Origin of the sequence: Archaeoglobus fulgidus DSM 4304 (assembly GCF_000008665.1) — an archaeon.
Taxonomy (GTDB): Archaea; Halobacteriota; Archaeoglobi; order Archaeoglobales; family Archaeoglobaceae; genus Archaeoglobus; species Archaeoglobus fulgidus.
Genome location: NC_000917.1, coordinates 596,483 through 614,935 on the forward strand (window position 1 = coordinate 596,483; position 18,453 = coordinate 614,935).

The following is an 18,453-nucleotide window of genomic DNA, read 5'->3' on the forward strand; positions in this document are numbered from 1 at the left end:
CTCAGAACCCCTTATACGGGTTCGCACCAATCTCCATGATCTGGTTGACGAAGTTGTCTATAATCTCTGTAATCTTGTCCCACTCGTTTATAGAGATTTCCACCACCTGCACTCTCTCCTTCTCCAGCATCAGCCTCTCAAGAGTCTCTGCCACATTCTCCATTCTTCTGTTGGCAAGCTCACTTCCCCTGATGAAGTGGCACTGGTAGTCCTCTCCGTACTTACATCCTACAAGCAGAATCCCATCAATACCCTTTGAGAGTGCGTCTGCGATAAAGACGGTGTTGACCGAACCGAGGCACCTCACCGGGATGATTCTGGCAAGCGGGCTCCACTTCTTTCCGTTCAGAGCGGACATGTCCAAAGCTGGCAAAGCGTCATTCTCGCAGGCGAAGACTATGAAGCGGAACTTGTCCTCAGCCCCCTCATCCCAGTTGGGATCAGGGACGTAGATTGACTTAACCGCTGACGCCATCTGGTCGATGCTGTAGGTCTTGAAGCTGATGATTCTCTCAGGACAGGCACCGAAGCAGATACCACATCTCCTGCACCTCAGCGGATTGGGCATCGGAGTGCCCTTCTCATCCTCATCAAGTGCACCAAAGGGGCACTCTTCAGTACACCTCTTACACTGAGTGCAGCGCTGGAGGAAGAACTGCGGGTAGTCGATATCTCCAGTTCTCGGGAAAGTCGTTTTACCTTCAGCAACGAGCTCAACCGCCTGAATCGCCTTTAAGGCTGCTCCCTTCGCATCTTCAATGCATGAGGCAATCTCCATTGGTGCCCTGACAGCTCCGGCAGCGTAAATTCCAAGCCTCCTGCTCTCATAGGGGAAGCAGATGTAGTTGGAGTCGGGGAACCCGTACTTCAGCGTGGGAAGCTCGGGACCCTGCCTGTACTGCAGGTTGAGTATATGCCCGGCCTGCTTGATTACTTCAACATCCTCCTCGCTCTTAATCAAATGCGGCTCGGAAATGTGCTTGTAAGGCACGGTCTTTTCATCCGGGAATTCTTCCTTTACCGTATAAAGTCCCTTCAGCGTTGAGACCATTCCCGTTGCGAGCACGATCAAATCAGCTTTAATTGCAATGTCCTCTCCAAGTAGCGTGTTGGTCACGACAACCGTCAGCTTTCCACCCTCTTCTTTGATTTCCTTGATGTCACCCTTCGTCAGGAAAATTCCATCGTCCTGCTGCATTTCCTTGTAGAAATCCTCCCAAAGTCCTGGAGTTCTCATGTCCTTGTAGATTATGAAGGCATTGCCATTGGTAAGCTCCCTCACGTACTTTGCCTGCTTAAGGCTCACGAGGCAGCAGACGGATGAGCAGTAAGGCAGGTGGTTCTCGTCTCTCTGCCCTGCGCACTGGATAAACACCACATTCTTCGCCTCGCTTCCATCAGACTTTCTGAGGATTTTGCCCTCCTTTGCCATCTCCTCGAACTCAAGGTTTGTGACGACGTCGGCAAACTTCCCATAGCCAAGCTCCTCTAAAGCTGAGGCGTCGTAAGGCTTCCAGCCGGTTGCGACAACAATTCCTCCAACTCTGAACTGCACCTTCTCTCCATCCTTGTTTAGCACAACGTCGAACATTCCCGGCTGGCCGCTGATTGAGTCAATCTCTGCGGAGGTGTAAACCTCTATGTTTCCATTACTCTTTACCTCATCAATTAGCTGGAATACAGGATTCTCCTCAATTCTCGTGTATGGCGGCTCAACGGGCAGAGTTTTGTAGTATTTGGCCACCCATCCTCCGAGCTCGGCCTCCTTCTCCACAAGATGGGCTTTGTAACCCGCCTTTGCAACCTCAAGAGCGGCGGTTAAGCCTGTAACACCACCGCCAACGACGAGGATGTCCTTCGATACCTCCTCAATGTATGGCTCGGGCTTTTCAGCCTTCTGGGCTTTGGTGATGGCAATTCTCAGGTAATCCTCGGCAAGCTCCTGAGCGTGCTCATCAATGTCGTGGCTCCAGACAACTCCCTCTCTGAGACTCGCCCTCTCAACGTACTTGTCATCGAAGGTGAAGAGGGCCGTTTTCACACGGGGTGAGCATGCTGCAATTACAAGAGCGTCAAGCTCCGCAGCATCGTTCTTGAGCATTTCAACTCCTTCCTGCGAGCAGAGGTGCGGATGGATCTTTGCCTCAATTCCAAACTCCTCCTTTGCAACGTTTTTCAGCCTTTCGATGTCCAGCTTATCGATATCACAACCGGTACAGATGTAAACACCAACTTTCTCCATCATTTCACCTCCTTGCAAGCTGAATAGCCTTCAGCGCTGCTGCCGTTGCGGTTTCGTTGGCTGAGGCGACCTCCATGGGCATCGCCGCAACACCTACCGGAATGATGCCCGGCTTTGGCTTAACGAATCCATACTCGTCAAGCTCAAGCCCGGGAATGGGCTCGATGGCAGGCTGCATGCCTGTGGCGAGAACAACCATGTCGACCTCTTTCTTGCTTTTCACACCGGTAAGCGTGTCTTCAGCAGTCACAACAAGCTTTCCGTCAACCTCCTCAACCTTCGCAACCTTTCCCTTGATGAGTTCGATTTTTTCGTCAGCCTTAACTTTTGCGAAAAAGTCCTCGTATCTTCCAAAGGCTCTGATGTCGATGTAGAAGATGTATATCTTCGCATCAGGATACTGCTCCCTCACATAGGTTGCCTGCTTCAAGCTCGCTAAGCAGCAGATTGCAGAGCAGTAGGGCAGGTGGTTCTCATCCCTGCTTCCGGCGCACTGAACGAATGCGATTGTTTCTATTGGCTTACCGTCCATCGTCTGAATAACGCCACCAGTCGGCCCGTTTGGCGATGCAAGCCTCTCCATCTCCATGTTGGTTATGACGTTCTTGTATTTTCCGTAGCCGAGGTTATCAAGTTTGGTTGCATCGTAGGGCTTCCAGCCTGTCGCAACAATTATGGATGACACATTCAGGGTCATCTCCCTCTCCTCTTCATTGAGGTCTATGGCGTTGTACTTGCATGCAGAAACGCATTCACCGCACTTATTGCAGTATTTGTCGTCAATGTAGTACTGGAAGGGCATCGCCATGATGTTAGGCAAATCGATGGCCTTCTTCTTTTTCAGTCCGAAGTTGTACTCGTCCGGAGCCTCAATCGGGCAAACCTCCTTGCAAGCCCCGCATGCTGTGCAGTTCTCGTTGACGTATCTCGGCTTGAGTTTGACTTTAACCGTAAAATTCCCCGACTCTCCGCTTATCTCCTGAACCTCGGCGTTTGTGAAGTACTTCAGCTTTGGTGTGCTCTTCATTCTCTTGAAGAGGATTTCAAGCCCGCAGAACGGTGGGCAAAGCTTTGGGAAGTACTTGTTCAGCTGTGATACTCTTCCGCCAAGGTACGGGTTCTTTTCCAAGAGAATCACATCATATCCCGTTTCGGCAGCTTCTATAGCAGCAGTCAGTCCAGAAATTCCGCCTCCTATAACAAGTATTTCGCCAGCCATAGCTAACACCTGATTGCCTGTTTCAACCTCTGGCTTGAAAAGAAGTTAATAAATGTATCGAAATTAAGCCACATTCGAAATCCAGGATTTTTGGAAACCGAAAACATTTTTAAGGTTAAATTGTTTATTTAGTGTGTTGAGAGCTAAGCTTCTGTCATGGCAAGAGGGAGTGGGTAGCAAAACTTTTGAATTTGATGTTGATGTCGAACCGAGAAGCTACGTAATTTCGAAGGTTAGCCAGCTCAGCCCCATAATCGCAAGTGAGGACCTCACCGTTTGCGAGGGGGAGGTTGCGGTTGTTGGTACAAGAGTAATCGAAATACCTGAAAACACCGTTGTCAGGCCTGTGGCTGCAATAAGCCATGCAAACGGTTTTGTTGCAGACGTAATTGAGTGCGGGGCTCCCGGAATGGTTGAGGACGAAAAGTGCATAAATCACGCAGTTTTCATCCCAACGAGGTCTGGGGACGTAAAGGAGGGCGACTTGCTAGGAATGCTGCGGATAAATTTCGTTAGGACGGGTTTGCTCTCCAGGGTGATTCCCTCAAAACCGAGGGTGGAGGAAAGAACTGTTAAAGCATCTCTGACGTGGGTGGAGGGCGGAGTTTTCTATAGAGAAAACGTAACGGGAACGTTCAGCGGATACTTCGAGAGTGAGAGGTGCAGTCTTCTGCCGATTGTTGCGGACGAGAGGGTGAGGATCGAGAAGGGAGGAGTTTCGGCTGTAGAAATAGAGAGGGTGGACGTGAAGGGGGGAAGCATCATCACCCCCTACGGTCTGGCCGCAAACGCCTTTGCTCAGCTTCTTGATCTTGTAGGGGGTAGAACTAGGAAGTTTGAGGAGGATAGAGTCTTCGATGAGGCCGTTTTGGTTGGGTTCAGCGATGGAGTTGTTGAGAAGGGGGAAGTTCTGGGTCTCGTCTGCGTTATGGGCGAGAGCAGTGGAGGGGGCAACAGCAGACAGTTGCAGTTCTCCAGAAAGGCCGGCAAAGGTGTTGTCAAGACGATTCACGAATACCGAAGCAAGCCACTCAGGGTAGGCAGAAAGGGGGAGTGGAGGCCAGCCATTTCCGACGAGAACAGGAAGCTCATAAGGGGTGTTGCGGAAATCATCAAAATCCGGCCGATTAACGTTCCTGATTATGCAGTAGTTAATCCTCTCGGCATCATGAGGCAGGCCTACGGAACGATGGTTGGTGGGATTGCAAATGAGCCTTGGAGTCTGGAGAGCAGAAAAACCATAGAAGAGGTTGTTTTCCTGCCGATAATGGATGGAGAGGTTAGAAAAGGGCAGCTCATTGGTGTTTTCAATGTAACAAGAGTTGCAGAAGGCAAGCTTTAACTTCCCTTACTCTTTTTTCAAGCCGTGAAGGTCTATCTTGGTGGAGAAGCGGAAGTAAAAATTCTGGAAAATGTGGTTGTAAAAACCAGAATCCCAAAGAGGTACAGGATAAAGGAGCTTGACAGGGAGCTGAGGCTAAGAAGGACAAAGATGGAGGCGAAGATAATCTCCGCTGCAAGAAGAGCTGGTGTGCCAACACCAATCGTTCTGGATGTTGAGGAGGACACCATCGTCATGGAAAGGATTTACGGAGAGGCTGTGAAGGATGTGATGAGTAAGGACGTGAGCAGAGAAGTAGGGAGAATGGCCGCGAAGCTCCACAGAGCGGGAATAATTCACGGAGACATAACCCCTATGAACTTGATTTTAAGCAACAGCAGAATATACTTCGTTGATTTTGGGCTCGCTTTCTTCGATAACAAAGTGGAGCCGATGGGTGTGGACGTGCACGTTTACTTTGAATCGCTGAAGGCGAGCTTTGAGAACTGGGAGAGGCTGAGAGACGCCTTTATTGAAGGGTACCTCGCAGAGGGGGGAAGTGAGGAGGTAATAGAGAGGGCAAAGGAGATTGAGGAGAGGGGGAGGTACGTCGAGAGGGTTAGCATGGGCTAAAGCCTTTCAAGCTCCCCACCCTTAGTGATTAGGATTGCTCTGCCCTCGAAAACTGCCTTTGCCATCTTTTTTCTTGCAGCATTCACCAGTCTCCAGACTGTAGCCTTCGAAACTCCCATTTTTGCTGCGGCATCATCAAAGCTCATCTCTTCGTAATCCACAAGCCTTAAAGCCTCGGCCTCAGCAAGATTTATCGCGACAGGCTTCTTTCCGGTTCCCGGTTCTGGAATCATGGCCCTTACTGCTGGCAGACCTGAGATGTAAATATCTCTGAGCTTTCTTCCCCTGCACTTCCCCTTTCTCCAGCGGAACACAAATTTGAAACATGTCGCAAAATTTAAATACTTTGCTATTGAAACATATTTCAAATAGGAGGTGAGAATATGAGATGCATGAGAGGAGGATGGGGCAGGGGCTGGAAAAGGAGATGTTACTCGACCGGAAAGCCGGGATGGATGAGGTATGAATCGGAAAGGGACGAGAAACTCAGAATGCTTGAGAGAATGAGGGATGAGCTCGAAGCGGAGCTTGAGGAAATAAAAAGGGAAATCGAGAGGCTGAGAAGATGAGGGTTGCCATGCCGATTTTGGACCAAAAGGATGGTTTGAGGGTGGCCCCGCACTTTGGCAAGGCCAGACGATTTTACATTCTTGACCTTGAAAGCGGGAAATCAAGCGTTGTTGAAATCCCGGAAGCGGAAAAGGGTAGAGGTAGGATGATTGCCGAGATTCTCAGGGAAAAGGGTGTCAGTGTGGTAGTATGCAGGAACATAGGAGAAGGAGCGCTGGAAAGACTGAAAGAGGCAGGAATCGAGGTCAGAAAGACCGATAAATCGAATCCTGACGATGCAGTTGAAGATTTAAGGGTTTAGAAAAACGTTTTATTACCCAATTGCCAACACACTTTATGCCAGTCCTGATTGTTTACGGCCCCAAGCTGGATGTGGGTAAAAAGAGGGAGTTTGTTGAGAGGCTGACGTCGGTTGCTGCAGAAATCTACGGCATGGACAGGAGCGCGATTACAATTCTGATTCACGAGCCTCCAGCCGAGAACGTTGGCGTTGGTGGGAAGCTTATAGCGGATAGAGAGCGAGAATGAACACCTTCGGCCATTTTTTGAGGGTCACAACCTGGGGAGAGAGTCACGGCAGAGCGGTGGGCTGCGTTATAGACGGCTTTCCCGCAGGTCTTGAGGTTGACGAGGAGTTCATTCAGAGGGAAATGGAAAGGAGGAGGCCGGGGAAGAAGTACACTACGCAGAGAAAGGAAGTTGACAGAGTTGAAATCCTCTCCGGAGTTTTTGAGGGTCTCACTACCGCCACGCCCATATCAATGGTTGTCTGGAACGTCGATGCGGATTCGAGCGCTTACGAGAGCTTGAAGACCGTTTTCAGGCCGGGACACGCTGATTACACGTACTGGGCCAAGTTTGGCGTGAGGGACTGGAGAGGTGGTGGAAGGGCTTCAGCGAGGGAAACCGCTGCAAGAGTTGCTGCAGGGGCGATGGCAAAGCTGCTGCTCAGAAGGTATGACGTTAAAGTTATGGGGTACGCGAAGGAAATTGCAGGAGTAAGCTGTGAGGTCGATGATGCTGAAAAGGCCTTTGAGAGGGCTGAAAGGAGTCCTTTGAGGATGCCGGACGAGAGAGCGGAGAAGGAGGCGGAGCAGAGGCTAAAGGAGGCGATGAGCGAGGGGGATAGCGTGGGTGGGGTGGTGGAGGTCGTTGCAAAAAACGTCCCTGCCGGTTTGGGTGAGCCGGTCTTCGGAAAGCTCGACGCCTACTTGGCTTACGCCGTTATGGGCATTCCTGCTGTAAAGGGTGTGGAAATCGGCGCCGGATTTGAGGCCGCAAGAAAGAGGGGGAGCGAGAACAACGACCCCATAGTGCTGAAGGATGGCAGAATCCGCTTTGCCACCAACAACGCAGGAGGAATTCTGGGAGGGATTTCGAATGGGGAGGATATAGTGTTAAGGGCAGCAATCAAGCCCACACCATCAATTTCAAAAAAGCAGAGAACCGTTGACTACGAAAAAATGGAGGAGGCTGAGATAAGCGTAAAGGGCAGGCACGACCCCTGCATAGTTCCAAGGGCCGTGCCCGTGGTTGAGGCAATGGTGGCTTTGGTTTTGGCCGACTGCATGCTGATGCAGGGGCTGATACCGAGGAGTTTGCTGTAAGTCACTCGTAAACCTTCTCCCACTCCTTGTACCAGTCCATCGCGTCCTTCTCAACATCCCTGTCCTTTGACGGCAGCCCCATCATCTTGTAGGTTTCGTGCTGTATCAGCACCTTCATGATTTCGTTGCTGCCAGTCCATATAGGGGCGAGACGCATGTCTCTCAGCATCCTCTCGACCGGATAAACCTGGGTGTAGCCTATTCCACCGAGAATCTGCATTGCTTTGTTGACAACATCCCATCCTACGTCGGTTGCAAAGTACTTCGCCTCGCTGACCAGCCTTCTTGGGTCGGGGCCCTTTCCCGCATCGTAGAGGTCCACAGCCCTCGCAGCGTTGTAGGTTAAAGCCCTTGCAGCGTCAAGCTTCGTCACAGCCTCAGCAACCATGAAGTTGACTCCCTGAAACTCCCTTATTTTCCTGCCGAAGGCTTTCCTTTTGTTGGAGTACTTCACCGCCACCTCCAGCGCCGCCCTTGCGGTTCCAAGCGCTCCTGCAGCGGAGGTCATCCTTTCGGGAATCATCATCCTGTTGAAAATCACTCTGGCCCCATTAACCTCTCCCAGCCTGTACTCATCTGGCACTTCAACATCCTTAAACACAATCCTCGCAGTCCCCATTCCCCTGAAGCCGAGGAGGTTGTAGAGCTCCTCCACCTCAACGCCCATGTCCCTCTCAACCAGAAAAGCTGTAAGGGCCTTGTGGCCTGGAGCAGTTGGATCAGTTCTGGCGTAAATCAGGTAGAAGTCCGCTACCTTGCCACCAGCTATGAACCTCTTCGCACCATTCAGCACCCACACATTCCCCTTCTTCTCCGCCCTCGTTGTTGTTCCGAAGAAGTCGCTCCCTCCTCTCGGCTCCGTCAGTCCTTCGGCAGAGACTTTCTTACCCTTTATTATCGGCTTCAGAAACTCCTCCTTCTGCCACTCCTGACCGAAGCGGTAAATTGCTTCCCCAACAATGCTGACCATCGCATAACTGCACCCTATTCCGTTGCCCAGAACGCCAACCTCCTCAACAGCAACGCTCTCAGCAGTCCAGCTAAGCCCTCTCCCCCCGTACTCTTCCGGAAATCTCAATCCAAGCATTTTCCTCTTCGCAGCTTCCTCAAGAAACTCGAAGGGGTAGTCAACCTCATCCCTGTCCATTTTCCTCAGAAGCTCGGGGTCAATAGCATTAACAAGCTCCTTTGCCTCCTCCCTTATCTTAATCTCCTCTTCAGTAAGAAGGGCGTCGTTTTCGAGCATTTACATCACCTCTCCAACAGCATTTTTCTTAACGAAAGTTTGTTAATTTTTCCCGTGCTCGTGAGAGGCATATCATCAACAATCGCAATTTCCTCCGGAATCCACCACTTGGCAATTCTGCCCTCTTCAACAGCTTTGGCCAGATGCTCTTTCACCTCTTCAATGCTCGCCTTACTCCTGTCAACGGGCTTTATTACTGCAAAAGGTCTCTCACCCCACTTCTCGTCGGGCTTGCCGAGAACTGCAACGTACTCCACCCACTCAATTTCCGAAATCACTGATTCGAGAATGCTGCTCGGAATCCACTCTCCGCCGGATTTGATGGCATCCTTCACCCTGTCGAGTATCTTTACTCCTCCGTCTGGCATCTCAACTCCGAGGTCTCCTGTTTTGAACCAGCCATCTTCGGTGTAGGCTTCTTTGGTTTTCTCCTCGTCCTTGTAGTACTCCATGGGTAGCCAAGGGGCTCTGAAGTATATCTCCCCCGACTCACCCCCCATTCCCTCCTGGGGGACTATTTTGAACTCCGCAAAGGGAACGGGATGAGTTACCTGCCTGATGTAGTCAACACCCTTCACCTTGGCCTCTTCGGTCATAATAGCAATGGATGCAGCCAGCATGTCGGTACCGCCATAGATTGTTGAGAACTTCATTCCTGCTTTTTCCATGCGCCTTGCCAGGTCAATTGTAATCGTACTCCCTCCGATGAGCACCTTAATGCCGCTGAGGTCCTCTTTCGTCTCGAGGAGCATGTTAACCATTGTCGGAACGGCGTTAATCCATGTTACCCCCTCTTTTTTGATGAGCCTCACAGCCTCTGCCGGATCAAATCTTCCGCCCATCACCAGATTCAAACCCATGTAGGGGGCTATGAACACAGTTCCCCAAGCGAGAATGTGGTAGATGGGTATCTGAGGGAAGATTACGTCCCTCGGAGTTAGATTTGCAGGAGTCTCGTGGTGAGCAAGCTGATGTGCTATGCTAAGAGCTCCGTGAATCATTTTTTCGTGAGTGTATCTCACAGCCTTTGGCAATCCCGTGGTACCGCTGGTAAAGAGCATAACAGCCATATCATCCTGCTTAACGTTGACTTCAGGCTCTGCCTCATCAGCCTTCTCAGCCACCTCTTTTATGTGCAAGCTTTCTCCTTCATGAACTTTTGCAAGGGCTGAAAAGTCGTCGGAGTAAATCAGAAGTCCCGATTCCGATTTTTTCAGCGTGTAGGCTATTTGATCTGGTGGCAGTCTTATGTTGACCGGATACAGAATCCCTCCAGCTGCAGTTATCGCATAAATCAGCTCGAAGAACTCCGGTGTGTTCCAGTCCGCTACTGCCACAACCTCGTTCCGTATCCCTATGTTCTCAAAAAACGCTGTTAGCCCAAGAACCCTTTTCCTTACTTCTGAGTAGCTTTTTGTCCCTTCCCTGCCAACAACTCCCTTGTTGGGAAAAAGCTTTGCCGCTCTTTCCAGAAGATACGGTATAGTAAACACACTCTCACCCAAACAAAAATAAGCCATAAATAATATTTAAATTTAACGTTTACGTTAACTTCCCTTTTCCAGCTCCTCAAGTCTCTTGACTAGCATCTCCCTTAAGTTGAGAAGGTCCTCTTTTAGAAGCTCGAGCTCCCTGATTTTTTCCTCAATCTCTTTAAGCTTCTTTTCGCCGTACTTCAGCGTCAGCCTTATCTGCTCCGGCTCTCCTGCCACATCGTACATCTCAATCATCTCTCTAATCTCCTCAAGGCTGAAACCGAGCCTCCTACCCCTTAAAATCAACTTCAGCTTTGCCCTGTCTTTTCTCGAAAAAATTCTCTGATTTCCCGGCGTTCTTTCGGGGTTGAGAAGACCAATTTCCTCGTAATACCGAATGGTCCTCGTGCTTATCTCGAACTCTCTTGCAAGCTCCGAAATCGTGTAGCGGTCTTTTTTCTTCATTTTAAGGATTGTCGGCTTTAGGACTTTATAATATTTCCCATCTAATGATTTATCTGACAAAATAGCGATTGGATATTAGATAAATACCTAAATGCAAAAAAATTTATATAGTCCTTAGTATAAGTAAAGAGTGTTGCACATAACGGTAATGGGAGGTGAATCACATGGTTGAAGAGCTGACCGAGAAGGAGGAGAGAATCGTTCAGCTGCTCTCAGAAACGGGTTTGAACAGGAATATAGCCAAAGTTGTGGTTTTCCTTGCGAAGGCTGGTGAGGCGGTTTCAAGAGACATAGAGAGAGCCGCAAACCTCAGACAACCAGAGGTAAGCCTTGCGATGAAGGACCTGAAAGAGTGGGGATGGATTAAGGAAAGGGAGCTCAAAAAGAAGGGCAAGGGAAGACCGCTCAAGTGCTACAAGCTCACAAGAGATTTGAAAGAGATAGTTTCAGAGCTTGTCCAGAACAAAAAGGAGGAAATAAAGAAAATTGAGAAGGACCTCGAGGAACTTGAGAAGCTCGTCGGATTGAAATAAATGCACTTTGATAAAAAAATTGGCAGAGTATTCGCGAGGATATACGTGGAGAGGGCGCTAATTGTCTGCCACGGACTTCCCTACGAGCCCGGTTCAGTAGTTGAAAAGAGCTACACAGACCTCGCCGGTTTTTTCTCCAAACGTGGTTTTCCAACCCTAATTTTTGATTTTTCGGGAACAGGATTGAGCGACGGGCACTTCAGCCTTAAAGCCTGGGTCGAGGATTTGCTGAGGATTGCAGAAAACTTTGAGGAGGTTAGCATACTCGGATACAGTATGGGCGGAGCAGTTGCTGTAAGAGCCGCTGCTGAGTTGAGGAACCTTCGGAAAATGGTCGTTGTTTCCTCACCCTGCTGCCTGGATATGTTTACCGAGCAGGTTCTGAAATTGGTTTACGAAAATGCTCGCATGAAAAACACCCTTAAGGGGATTGGAAGCTTTGAGAGTTTTAAGAATTTGTTTTTGAAGGAGTTCACCGAGATTGAGCCCAAAAACTGGATAGGAGATGTTGGTGCCGAGAAGCTAATCGTTCATGGCAGGCTGGATGAGATTGTTCCGTTCGAGAATGGGCTCACACTTTACAACCTTGCGAGGGAGCCCAAGGCATTCGTGGAGGTGGAGAAGGGAGACCACTTTTTAAGGCATGACAATAGGATTGTTGAGCTAATTGCCGAGTGGCTTGACGGGAAAATAAAGGAAAAAATTATCAGGATTTGATCTTTTCCAATATGGCCTCTATCTCTTTCCAGACGCCCTCTATATCTTTGGTTCCGTCCACGTCGTAGAGTATGCCCTTCTTTCTGTAGTAATCGATAAGCGGCTCCGTATTTTGCTTGTAAACCCTGTACCTCTCCCTCACAGTTTCCTCCTTATCGTCGTCTCTCTGGTATAGCTCTCCACCGCACTTGTCACACTTGTTATCCTCCTTGGGTGGAGCGTAAATCAGATGATAGACGGCTCCGCAGTTTCTGCACGTTCTTCTGTACGTGATTCTCTTTACGACTTCCTCCTCAGGAACAACAACGTTGATGACGGCATCGATTTTCTTGTTCAGCTCTTTGAGCATCTCGTCGAGAGCCTCTGCTTGAGCGAGAGTTCTCGGAAATCCGTCGAGGATAAAGCCCTTCTCACAGTCAGGCTGCTGCAGCCTCTCCTTGACTATGCCAATAACAACCTCGTCAGGCACAAGCTCCCCCTTGTCCATGTACTCCTTGGCCTTTTTTCCCAGCTCCGTCCCCTTAGCAACAGCCTCCCTCAGCATATCACCGGTTGAAATCTGCGGAATGCCATACTTTTCGGAAACTCTCTTTGCCTGCGTACCCTTACCCGCTCCGGGTGGGCCGAGAAAAATCAGGTTCATGTGATTGCTTTGCAGTTACACCTTTAAACTTTTTGATTTTTACCGGAGCAAGAGAAAAAAAGGAATAAATTTTTAAAGTTTCTTGAGCTTCTCAACCGCCTCCTTGATTTCCTCAACCGATGCCTCCTCCTCGATCGTTGACAGGTCACCAAGCTCCTGCCCGAGGAAAAGCCTCTTCATGACCCTCCTCATGATTTTACCGCTCCTCGTCTTTGGAAGCATGTTCACGAACTGTATGTCCTTGAAAACAACAATCGGGCCGAGAGTTTTCCTCACGTGGTCTATTATCTCCCTCTTCAGCTCCTCGCTCGGAGAGTAGCCGGGCTTGAGAACGACGAATGCTGCCACAACCTCTCCCCTGATTTCATCAGGTATGCCGCTTACACCTGCCTCAGCTACTGCCGGATGACTTATCAGGGCATTCTCAACCTCTATTGTCCCAATTCTGTGACCTGCAATCTTTATGACCTCATCAGCCCTTCCCGTGAACCACACGTAGCCATCCTCGTCAATGTAGGCAGCATCTCCGGTGCAGTACATTCCTCTGCCCGCTCCAACCTCCCAATATGACCTCACGTATCTGTCAAAGCTGTCCCAGAGCGTTGGTGTTAGGCCGGGGAAAGGTCTTTTGAGGTACATGACTCCCTTTTCCCTCGGTGGTAGCTCCTCTCCACTCAGCTCGTCAAGAACGACGGGAATTATTCCAGGTAAGGGAAGTCCGGCGGAGCCGGGCTTGATGTACTCCTTAATTTCATCCCCGTAGAGACCGTAGGGATAGCCGAATAGCGCTCCGGTGGTTTCGGTCTGCCACATGTGGTCAATTATTGGAATTTCCTCCTCAAAAACATCTCTGTAGAGCCAGTACCACACCTCTGGATTCAGAACCTCCCCCGCACAAACCACCCTCTCGACCGAGCTCACGTCGTACTCCTTTGCCTTCTCCACTCCAAGCTTTCTCAGTATCCTCGCACCAGTCGGGGATGTCCATATCAGCGTTGCTCCGTTTCTCTCCACAACCTCCCACCACGTGCCCGGCTCGGGATAATCAGGAGTGCCGTCGAAGAGAATGCACGTAGAGCCTGCGAGAAGCGGGCCGAAAACCATGTAGCTCTGCCCGACAATCCAGCCTATGTCCGAGGTGTTGAATATCACATCGTCAGGCTTCAGGCCGTAAACCCACTTAGCAGCATAGTAGTTCCATATCTGATAACCTCCCTGAACGTGAACCACAGGCTTGGGCTTGGCCGTTGTGCCTGATGTGGGCATGACGAAGATTGGGTCCATCGCATCCATCTCAACATAATCACTGCTTTCTCCTCCTTTCAGGTCAAGAAACTCCTTCAGGGTGAAATCCCGCCCCTCCTTTAAATCGACCTCCTCTTCCGGCATCGCTCTCTTCACGACCACCATTCCGACGTTTTCCCTTACGTTTTCAGGCACGTAGCTCAGAGCCTCATCGATGTTGTCCTTCAGCCTCACCAGCTTCCCTCTCCTTGTGGAGAAATCCTGCGTGAAGATTAGCTTCGGTGTGGTCAGCTCAATTCTGTCGGCAACGGCCTTGGGGGAGAAACCAGCAAAGACTGTCACAGAAATAACGCCAATTCTTGCTGCTGCGAGCAGCATTGCCGCAGCTTCGATTGAGTTTGGAAGATAAAGAAGAATTCTGTCCCCCTTGCTCAGTCCAGCTCCTCTCAGAGATGCGGCATACTTTTTAACCATGCTGTAAAGCTGTCTGTAGGTAATTGCATAGCTCAAGTCCATTTCGGGGTTTTCGTAGATGTAGGCAGGCTTTGAACCGTACCTCTTCACCTTGTAGTCAAGGCAGTTGTAGCAGATGTTGGTCTTCCCCCCTTCAAACCAGCTGAACTTTGGGTATTCCCATTTAAAAACATTCTTCCAAGGTTCAAACCAGTTTATGTCGTCCATGGCCTCCTCAGCCCTCTCATTCCAGAACTTTTCAGGATTTTCATACGCTTCCTGCCACAACTTTCTAAACTCTTCCATTTCATCACCTCTAATAGATATATTTATTTATTGTTAAAATCTATTTTAAAAAACTTGCGAAAGCGTGCTGAGATAAATCATACCTGATATTAATTGAACTGTCAACTTTTATTCAATTAGAGTATTAGACAAAACATTTTTAACTAACAACTACAAAACAAATACATGGGACGAAAACCCGAAAAAGAGGTAGTTAGGTGGCTAACCCTGGAAGAGTTAAACGAAGAAATTCGCAAGAGAAAAATCTGTTCGGAAGTCCTCAGAAAACTTTTCTTCATCAAAGAGCTATACAAGGGGGCAACTGTTCCTCAAGCAGCGAAAGAAGTTGGAGTAAGCAAAGTCATAGGCTATGTATGGCTTGAAAGGTGGAATAAACAAGGTTTGGAAGGCTTAAAACCGAACTACGGAGGGGGAAGACCTTCAGAATTAAGCGATGAGCAGAAGGAAGAGTTAAAATCCATTCTGAAAGAGAGAGATAACTGGACAACAAAAGAGGTAAGAGAACTCATCAAGGAAAATTTCGGAGTAGAGTATAGCTTAAGGCACGTGAGCAGGCTGCTAAAATCATTTGGCATGAAATACGCCAAGCCATACCAGAAAGACTATAGAAGGCCTGAGAACGCAGAAGAGGAGTTTAAAAAAACTTGAAGAACTTGAAGTTGACTTAGAAAGTTGTATCATAGGATTTCTGGATGAAACCTCGCCCCAGCTCAACGCAAACACTCAAAGGCTTTGGTCCTTCAATAAACCATCTGTGAAGAAGAACACTACAAAAATGAGAGCCAACACTTTCGGTTTCTATGCGATAAATGGGGAGAGCGTTGTAGATTTCAAGGAAAATTCTAAGAAAGAATCCGTATGTGAATTTCTTGAGAAGATAAGAGAGAAGAATCCGGATAAAATCATAATCATTGTTCTGGATAACTTCAGATCGCACTGGGCCAGAAAGACGAGAAGAAAGGCAAAGAAGCTGAACATGGTTCTGGTTTATCTGCCTCCCTACTCTCCCGATCTGAATCCTATTGAGCAAATCTGGAGAGTTATAAAGAGAGTGTTGTCTCCTCTCTTCATTAAAACGTTGGAAGAGCTTAAGGAAGTGATTTCGAATAGCTTTTACCAGTTAACTCAGAGAATGAGCTTCGAAGAAAAGTGGATAAAAAAGTTCTTGAATTTTGGTTAAGTTAGTTATGTCAAGTACTATAAAAATCAAAGTATCATGCTCAAGAACTTTCTGGTTCTCTCGTGTTTGGGGTTGGAGAATATCTGCTCCGGCTTCCCCTCCTCTACTATCACACCACCATCCATAAAAATCACTCTGTCCCCCACCTCCCTTGCGAAGCCCATTTCGTGCGTAACTACAACCATCGTCATACCATCTCTTGCGAGCTGCTTCATGACATCGAGAACTTCCTTCACGAGCTCAGGGTCAAGAGCGGAAGTCACTTCATCAAACAGCATCACTTCGGGATTCATGGCCAGAGCCCTTGCGATTGCAACCCTCTGCTGCTGCCCGCCGCTCAGCTGAGCCGGATAGTAGTCAGCCTTGTCCTCCAAACCGACCTTTTCAAGCAGCCTCATACCGAGTTCCTCGGCCTCTCGCTTGCTCATCTTCTTTATCTTGATTGGGGCAAGAGTGACGTTCTGCAAGGCTGTGAGGTGAGGAAAGAGGTTGAACTGCTGAAAAACAATTCCTATTCTCTGCCTCACCTTGTTGATGTCAATCTTGCTGTTGGTTATGTCAACGCCATCCAGAAGAATTTTTCCGCTCGTAGGCTCCTCGAGACGGTTTATGCATCTCAGCAAAGTGGATTTTCCGCTTCCAGAAGGCCCTATAATGACCACAACCTCTCCTTTTTCTACTTTCATCGTCACGCCTTTGAGAACCTCAAGCTCACCGAATCTCTTGTGGAGGTCTATGATTTCAAGCTGCGCCATCGCTTGAAGTTTAGGTTTGTTATATAAAATCTTTTTTCTCGTGCGTACTAATCAATACAAAGCATACGAAGTGAATTTTAAAGAGAGGCAACAGTTAGTATAATGTTTATATAGAGGGATTAATAGAGTTAAACAAGGTGGTGTAATGGAACACGACATCGTTATTGTCGGGGCAGGGATTGCAGGGATGAGGGCTGCAATAGCTGCAGCAGAAAAAAGCAGAAAGCTATCCATCGCTCTTATCGCAAAAACTTACCCCATCAGGTGCCACAGCGTTTGTGCGGAAGGTGGGACGGCTGCTGTTTTAAGGGAAGGGGACAGCTTTGACCTGCACGCCTGGGATACGGTTAAGGGTGCAGACTTTCTCGCTGATCAGGATGCGGTGGAGTTTTTTGTGAGGGAATGCCCTAAGGAAATCATAAGGCTGGAAAACTGGGGGTGTCCGTGGAGCAGAAACGAGGATGGAACGATTGCCCAGAGGCCATTCGGAGGACACAGCTTCAATCGCGCCACATACGCGAAGGACAGGACGGGCTTTCATGAAGTTCACACCCTCTACGAGCGGATGCTGATGTACGACAATGTCGAGATTTTCCCTGAGTACTTCATAACCAACTTAGCGATTGAGAATGGAGCGGTGCAGGGAGTTTCAGCAATCCAGCTCAAGACGGGAGAGATGGAGTTTTTTGAAGCAAAAGCCGTGATTTTCGCCACCGGAGGAGCGGGGAGGCTCTACGGCTTCACAACGTACAGCCACCAGGTTACGGGAGATGGGCTGGCGATAGCCTACAGAAATGGCATCCCGCTGAAGGACATGGAGTTCTTCCAGTTCCACCCCACAGGCCTTGTACCTTCAGGCATCTTGATGACCGAGGGATGCAGAGGTGAGGGTGGCTACCTCTTGAACAAGAACGGTGAGAGGTTCATGAAAAGATACGCTCCTGAAAAAATGGAGATAGCGCCAAGGGATGTCGTTTCGAGGGCGATGTGGACTGAGATCATTGAGGGAAGAGGATTTGAGGGGGAGTATGGCCCCTACATAGCCCTCGACCTGAGACATCTTGGCGAGGAGAAGATAGAGGAGAGGTTACCGCTAATCAGAGATGCAGCAATAAAATTCGCTGGCGTTGACCCCGTGGAGGAGCCGATTCCGGTAAGGCCGGTCGCTCATTACACGATGGGTGGAATAGATACCAACGTGAGGTGTGAGACAGCAGTAAAGGGCTTCTTCGCTGCCGGTGAGTGCGCATGCGTAAGCATTCACGGAGCAAACAGGCTTGGTTCAAACTCCACTGCTGAATGCTTGGTTTTTGGAAGGGTTGCGGGAGAGGTTGCGGCTGAGTATGCATTGAAGGCGAAGCAGGGGAAGATTTCAGCCGAGTTCAGGGAGAAGGAGGAGAAGAGAATATTCGATGAGCTTCTGGGCAAAAGCGGGGACGAGAGCCCATACCAGATAAAGAAGGAGCTGAACGAAACGATGGAGGCTAACATGTGGATTTTCAGAGAGGAGAAGGGACTGAAGGAAGCTGTGAAGAAAATAAAGGAGCTGAAGGAGCGCTACAGAAACGTGGAAATCAACGACAAGTCGAGGGGCTTCAATACCGATTTGACCTCTGCCATCGAAATCGGCTACATGCTCGACTTGGCTGAGGTTGTTGCCATAGGGGCTTTGAAGAGACAGGAGAGCAGAGGAGCCCACTACCGCCTTGATTACCCAAAGAGAGACGACGAGAACTGGCTGAAGCACACTCTCGCCTACTACACCCCCGAGGGGCCGAAATTCGACTACAAGCCAGTAACCATAACGAAGTGGCAGCCGGTTGAAAGGAAATACTGAGGTGGT

19 protein-coding genes are annotated in these 18,453 nt (G+C 49.2%); 10 read left to right on the forward strand and 9 right to left on the reverse strand.

Features of this window, described 5'->3' with window-relative positions; genetic code table 11:
- Position 1: 1 nt before the first annotated feature.
- Together AF_RS03365 and AF_RS03370 are read right to left on the reverse strand one after the other, a co-directional pair.
- Entirely contained in the window at positions 2 to 2,245 is a 2,244-nt protein-coding gene (locus tag AF_RS03365; protein WP_010878165.1) for an FAD-dependent oxidoreductase, read from the reverse strand.
- Between the two features lies 1 nt (position 2,246).
- Positions 2,247 to 3,461: a CoB--CoM heterodisulfide reductase iron-sulfur subunit A family protein gene (locus AF_RS03370; RefSeq protein ID WP_010878166.1), complete on the reverse strand. Its 1,215-nt coding sequence runs from the start codon at positions 3,459 to 3,461 to the stop codon at positions 2,247 to 2,249.
- A gap of 133 nt (positions 3,462 to 3,594) precedes the next feature.
- Here AF_RS03370 and AF_RS03375 point away from each other — a divergent pair, with 133 nt between their 5' ends.
- Together AF_RS03375 and AF_RS03380 are read left to right on the forward strand one after the other, a co-directional pair.
- On the forward strand, positions 3,595 to 4,803 hold the full coding sequence (locus AF_RS03375) for a DUF22 domain-containing protein (RefSeq protein WP_010878167.1): 1,209 nt from the start codon (positions 3,595 to 3,597) through the stop codon (positions 4,801 to 4,803).
- Positions 4,804 to 4,827: 24 nt separating this feature from the next.
- Positions 4,828 to 5,415, forward strand: a complete 588-nt coding sequence (locus AF_RS03380; protein WP_010878168.1) for a Kae1-associated kinase Bud32 — start codon at positions 4,828 to 4,830, stop codon at positions 5,413 to 5,415.
- Here AF_RS03380 and AF_RS13045 read toward each other — a convergent pair.
- A complete protein-coding gene (locus tag AF_RS13045) occupies positions 5,412 to 5,729 on the reverse strand; it encodes a DUF134 domain-containing protein (protein ID WP_010878169.1) in 318 nt (105 codons plus the stop codon). The two genes, AF_RS03380 and AF_RS13045, sit on opposite strands and share 4 nt — an antisense overlap.
- Positions 5,730 to 5,798: 69 nt before the next feature.
- On the opposite strand from AF_RS13045, the gene AF_RS12840 reads away from it, so the two are divergent.
- Genes AF_RS12840 through aroC form a run of 4 tightly spaced genes read left to right on the forward strand, consistent with a single transcriptional unit; the run spans position 5,799 to position 7,592 of the window.
- Positions 5,799 to 5,984, forward strand: a complete 186-nt coding sequence (locus AF_RS12840) for a DUF5320 family protein (protein ID WP_010878170.1) — start codon at positions 5,799 to 5,801, stop codon at positions 5,982 to 5,984.
- A complete protein-coding gene (locus AF_RS03390) occupies positions 5,981 to 6,286 on the forward strand; it encodes a NifB/NifX family molybdenum-iron cluster-binding protein (RefSeq protein WP_010878171.1) in 306 nt (101 codons plus the stop codon). The genes AF_RS12840 and AF_RS03390 overlap by 4 nt, the downstream gene beginning before the upstream one ends.
- 35 nt (positions 6,287 to 6,321) lie before the next feature.
- On the forward strand, positions 6,322 to 6,513 hold the full coding sequence (gene dmpI, locus AF_RS03395) for a 4-oxalocrotonate tautomerase DmpI (RefSeq protein ID WP_010878172.1): 192 nt from the start codon (positions 6,322 to 6,324) through the stop codon (positions 6,511 to 6,513).
- Positions 6,510 to 7,592: a chorismate synthase gene (gene aroC / locus AF_RS03400; RefSeq protein WP_010878173.1), complete on the forward strand. Its 1,083-nt coding sequence runs from the start codon at positions 6,510 to 6,512 to the stop codon at positions 7,590 to 7,592. The genes dmpI and aroC overlap by 4 nt, the downstream gene beginning before the upstream one ends.
- A 1-nt stretch (position 7,593) precedes the next feature.
- On the opposite strand, the gene AF_RS03405 is transcribed toward aroC, so the two are convergent.
- From AF_RS03405 to AF_RS03415, 3 genes are read right to left on the reverse strand one after another with little or no spacing between them, the layout of a single operon-like run.
- Entirely contained in the window at positions 7,594 to 8,838 is a 1,245-nt protein-coding gene (locus AF_RS03405) for an acyl-CoA dehydrogenase family protein (RefSeq protein ID WP_010878174.1), read from the reverse strand.
- A 5-nt stretch (positions 8,839 to 8,843) separates the two neighbouring features.
- Complete coding sequence (locus tag AF_RS03410) at positions 8,844 to 10,343, reverse strand: AMP-binding protein (protein WP_052270505.1); 1,500 nt, start codon at positions 10,341 to 10,343, stop codon at positions 8,844 to 8,846.
- Positions 10,344 to 10,385: 42 nt separating this feature from the next.
- Entirely contained in the window at positions 10,386 to 10,778 is a 393-nt protein-coding gene (locus tag AF_RS03415; RefSeq protein WP_010878176.1) for a MerR family transcriptional regulator, read from the reverse strand.
- Between the two features lie 164 nt (positions 10,779 to 10,942).
- Between AF_RS03415 and AF_RS03420 the strand changes: the two genes are divergently transcribed.
- Positions 10,943 to 11,311 (forward strand): ArsR family transcriptional regulator, encoded by a 369-nt coding sequence (locus tag AF_RS03420; protein WP_048064265.1) that lies wholly within the window; start codon positions 10,943 to 10,945, stop codon positions 11,309 to 11,311.
- The gene (locus AF_RS03425) at positions 11,312 to 12,028 is read left to right on the forward strand and encodes an alpha/beta hydrolase (protein ID WP_010878178.1); all 717 of its coding nucleotides are present in this window, start codon (positions 11,312 to 11,314) and stop codon (positions 12,026 to 12,028) included.
- On the opposite strand, the gene AF_RS03430 is transcribed toward AF_RS03425, so the two are convergent.
- Both AF_RS03430 and AF_RS03435 read right to left on the reverse strand, forming a co-directional pair.
- Positions 12,018 to 12,671 (reverse strand): adenylate kinase, encoded by a 654-nt coding sequence (locus AF_RS03430; protein WP_010878179.1) that lies wholly within the window; start codon positions 12,669 to 12,671, stop codon positions 12,018 to 12,020. The genes AF_RS03425 and AF_RS03430 overlap by 11 nt on opposite strands.
- Positions 12,672 to 12,743: 72 nt before the next feature.
- A complete protein-coding gene (locus AF_RS03435) occupies positions 12,744 to 14,675 on the reverse strand; it encodes an acetate--CoA ligase (protein ID WP_010878180.1) in 1,932 nt (643 codons plus the stop codon).
- 165 nt (positions 14,676 to 14,840) lie between these two features.
- Between AF_RS03435 and AF_RS12625 the strand changes: the two genes are divergently transcribed.
- Positions 14,841 to 15,855, forward strand: a protein-coding gene (locus AF_RS12625; protein WP_086975715.1) for an IS630 family transposase whose coding sequence is annotated in 2 segments (ribosomal slippage) — positions 14,841 to 15,305 and positions 15,307 to 15,855 — 1,014 coding nt in all. Because the reading frame shifts where the segments join, the coding sequence is not laid out codon by codon here.
- 26 nt (positions 15,856 to 15,881) lie between these two features.
- Here AF_RS12625 and AF_RS03450 read toward each other — a convergent pair.
- Entirely contained in the window at positions 15,882 to 16,610 is a 729-nt protein-coding gene (locus tag AF_RS03450) for an amino acid ABC transporter ATP-binding protein (protein WP_010878183.1), read from the reverse strand.
- Between the two features lie 145 nt (positions 16,611 to 16,755).
- Here AF_RS03450 and AF_RS03455 point away from each other — a divergent pair, with 145 nt between their 5' ends.
- Positions 16,756 to 18,447, forward strand: a complete 1,692-nt coding sequence (locus tag AF_RS03455) for a succinate dehydrogenase/fumarate reductase flavoprotein subunit (protein WP_010878184.1) — start codon at positions 16,756 to 16,758, stop codon at positions 18,445 to 18,447.
- Positions 18,448 to 18,453 lie beyond the last annotated feature (6 nt).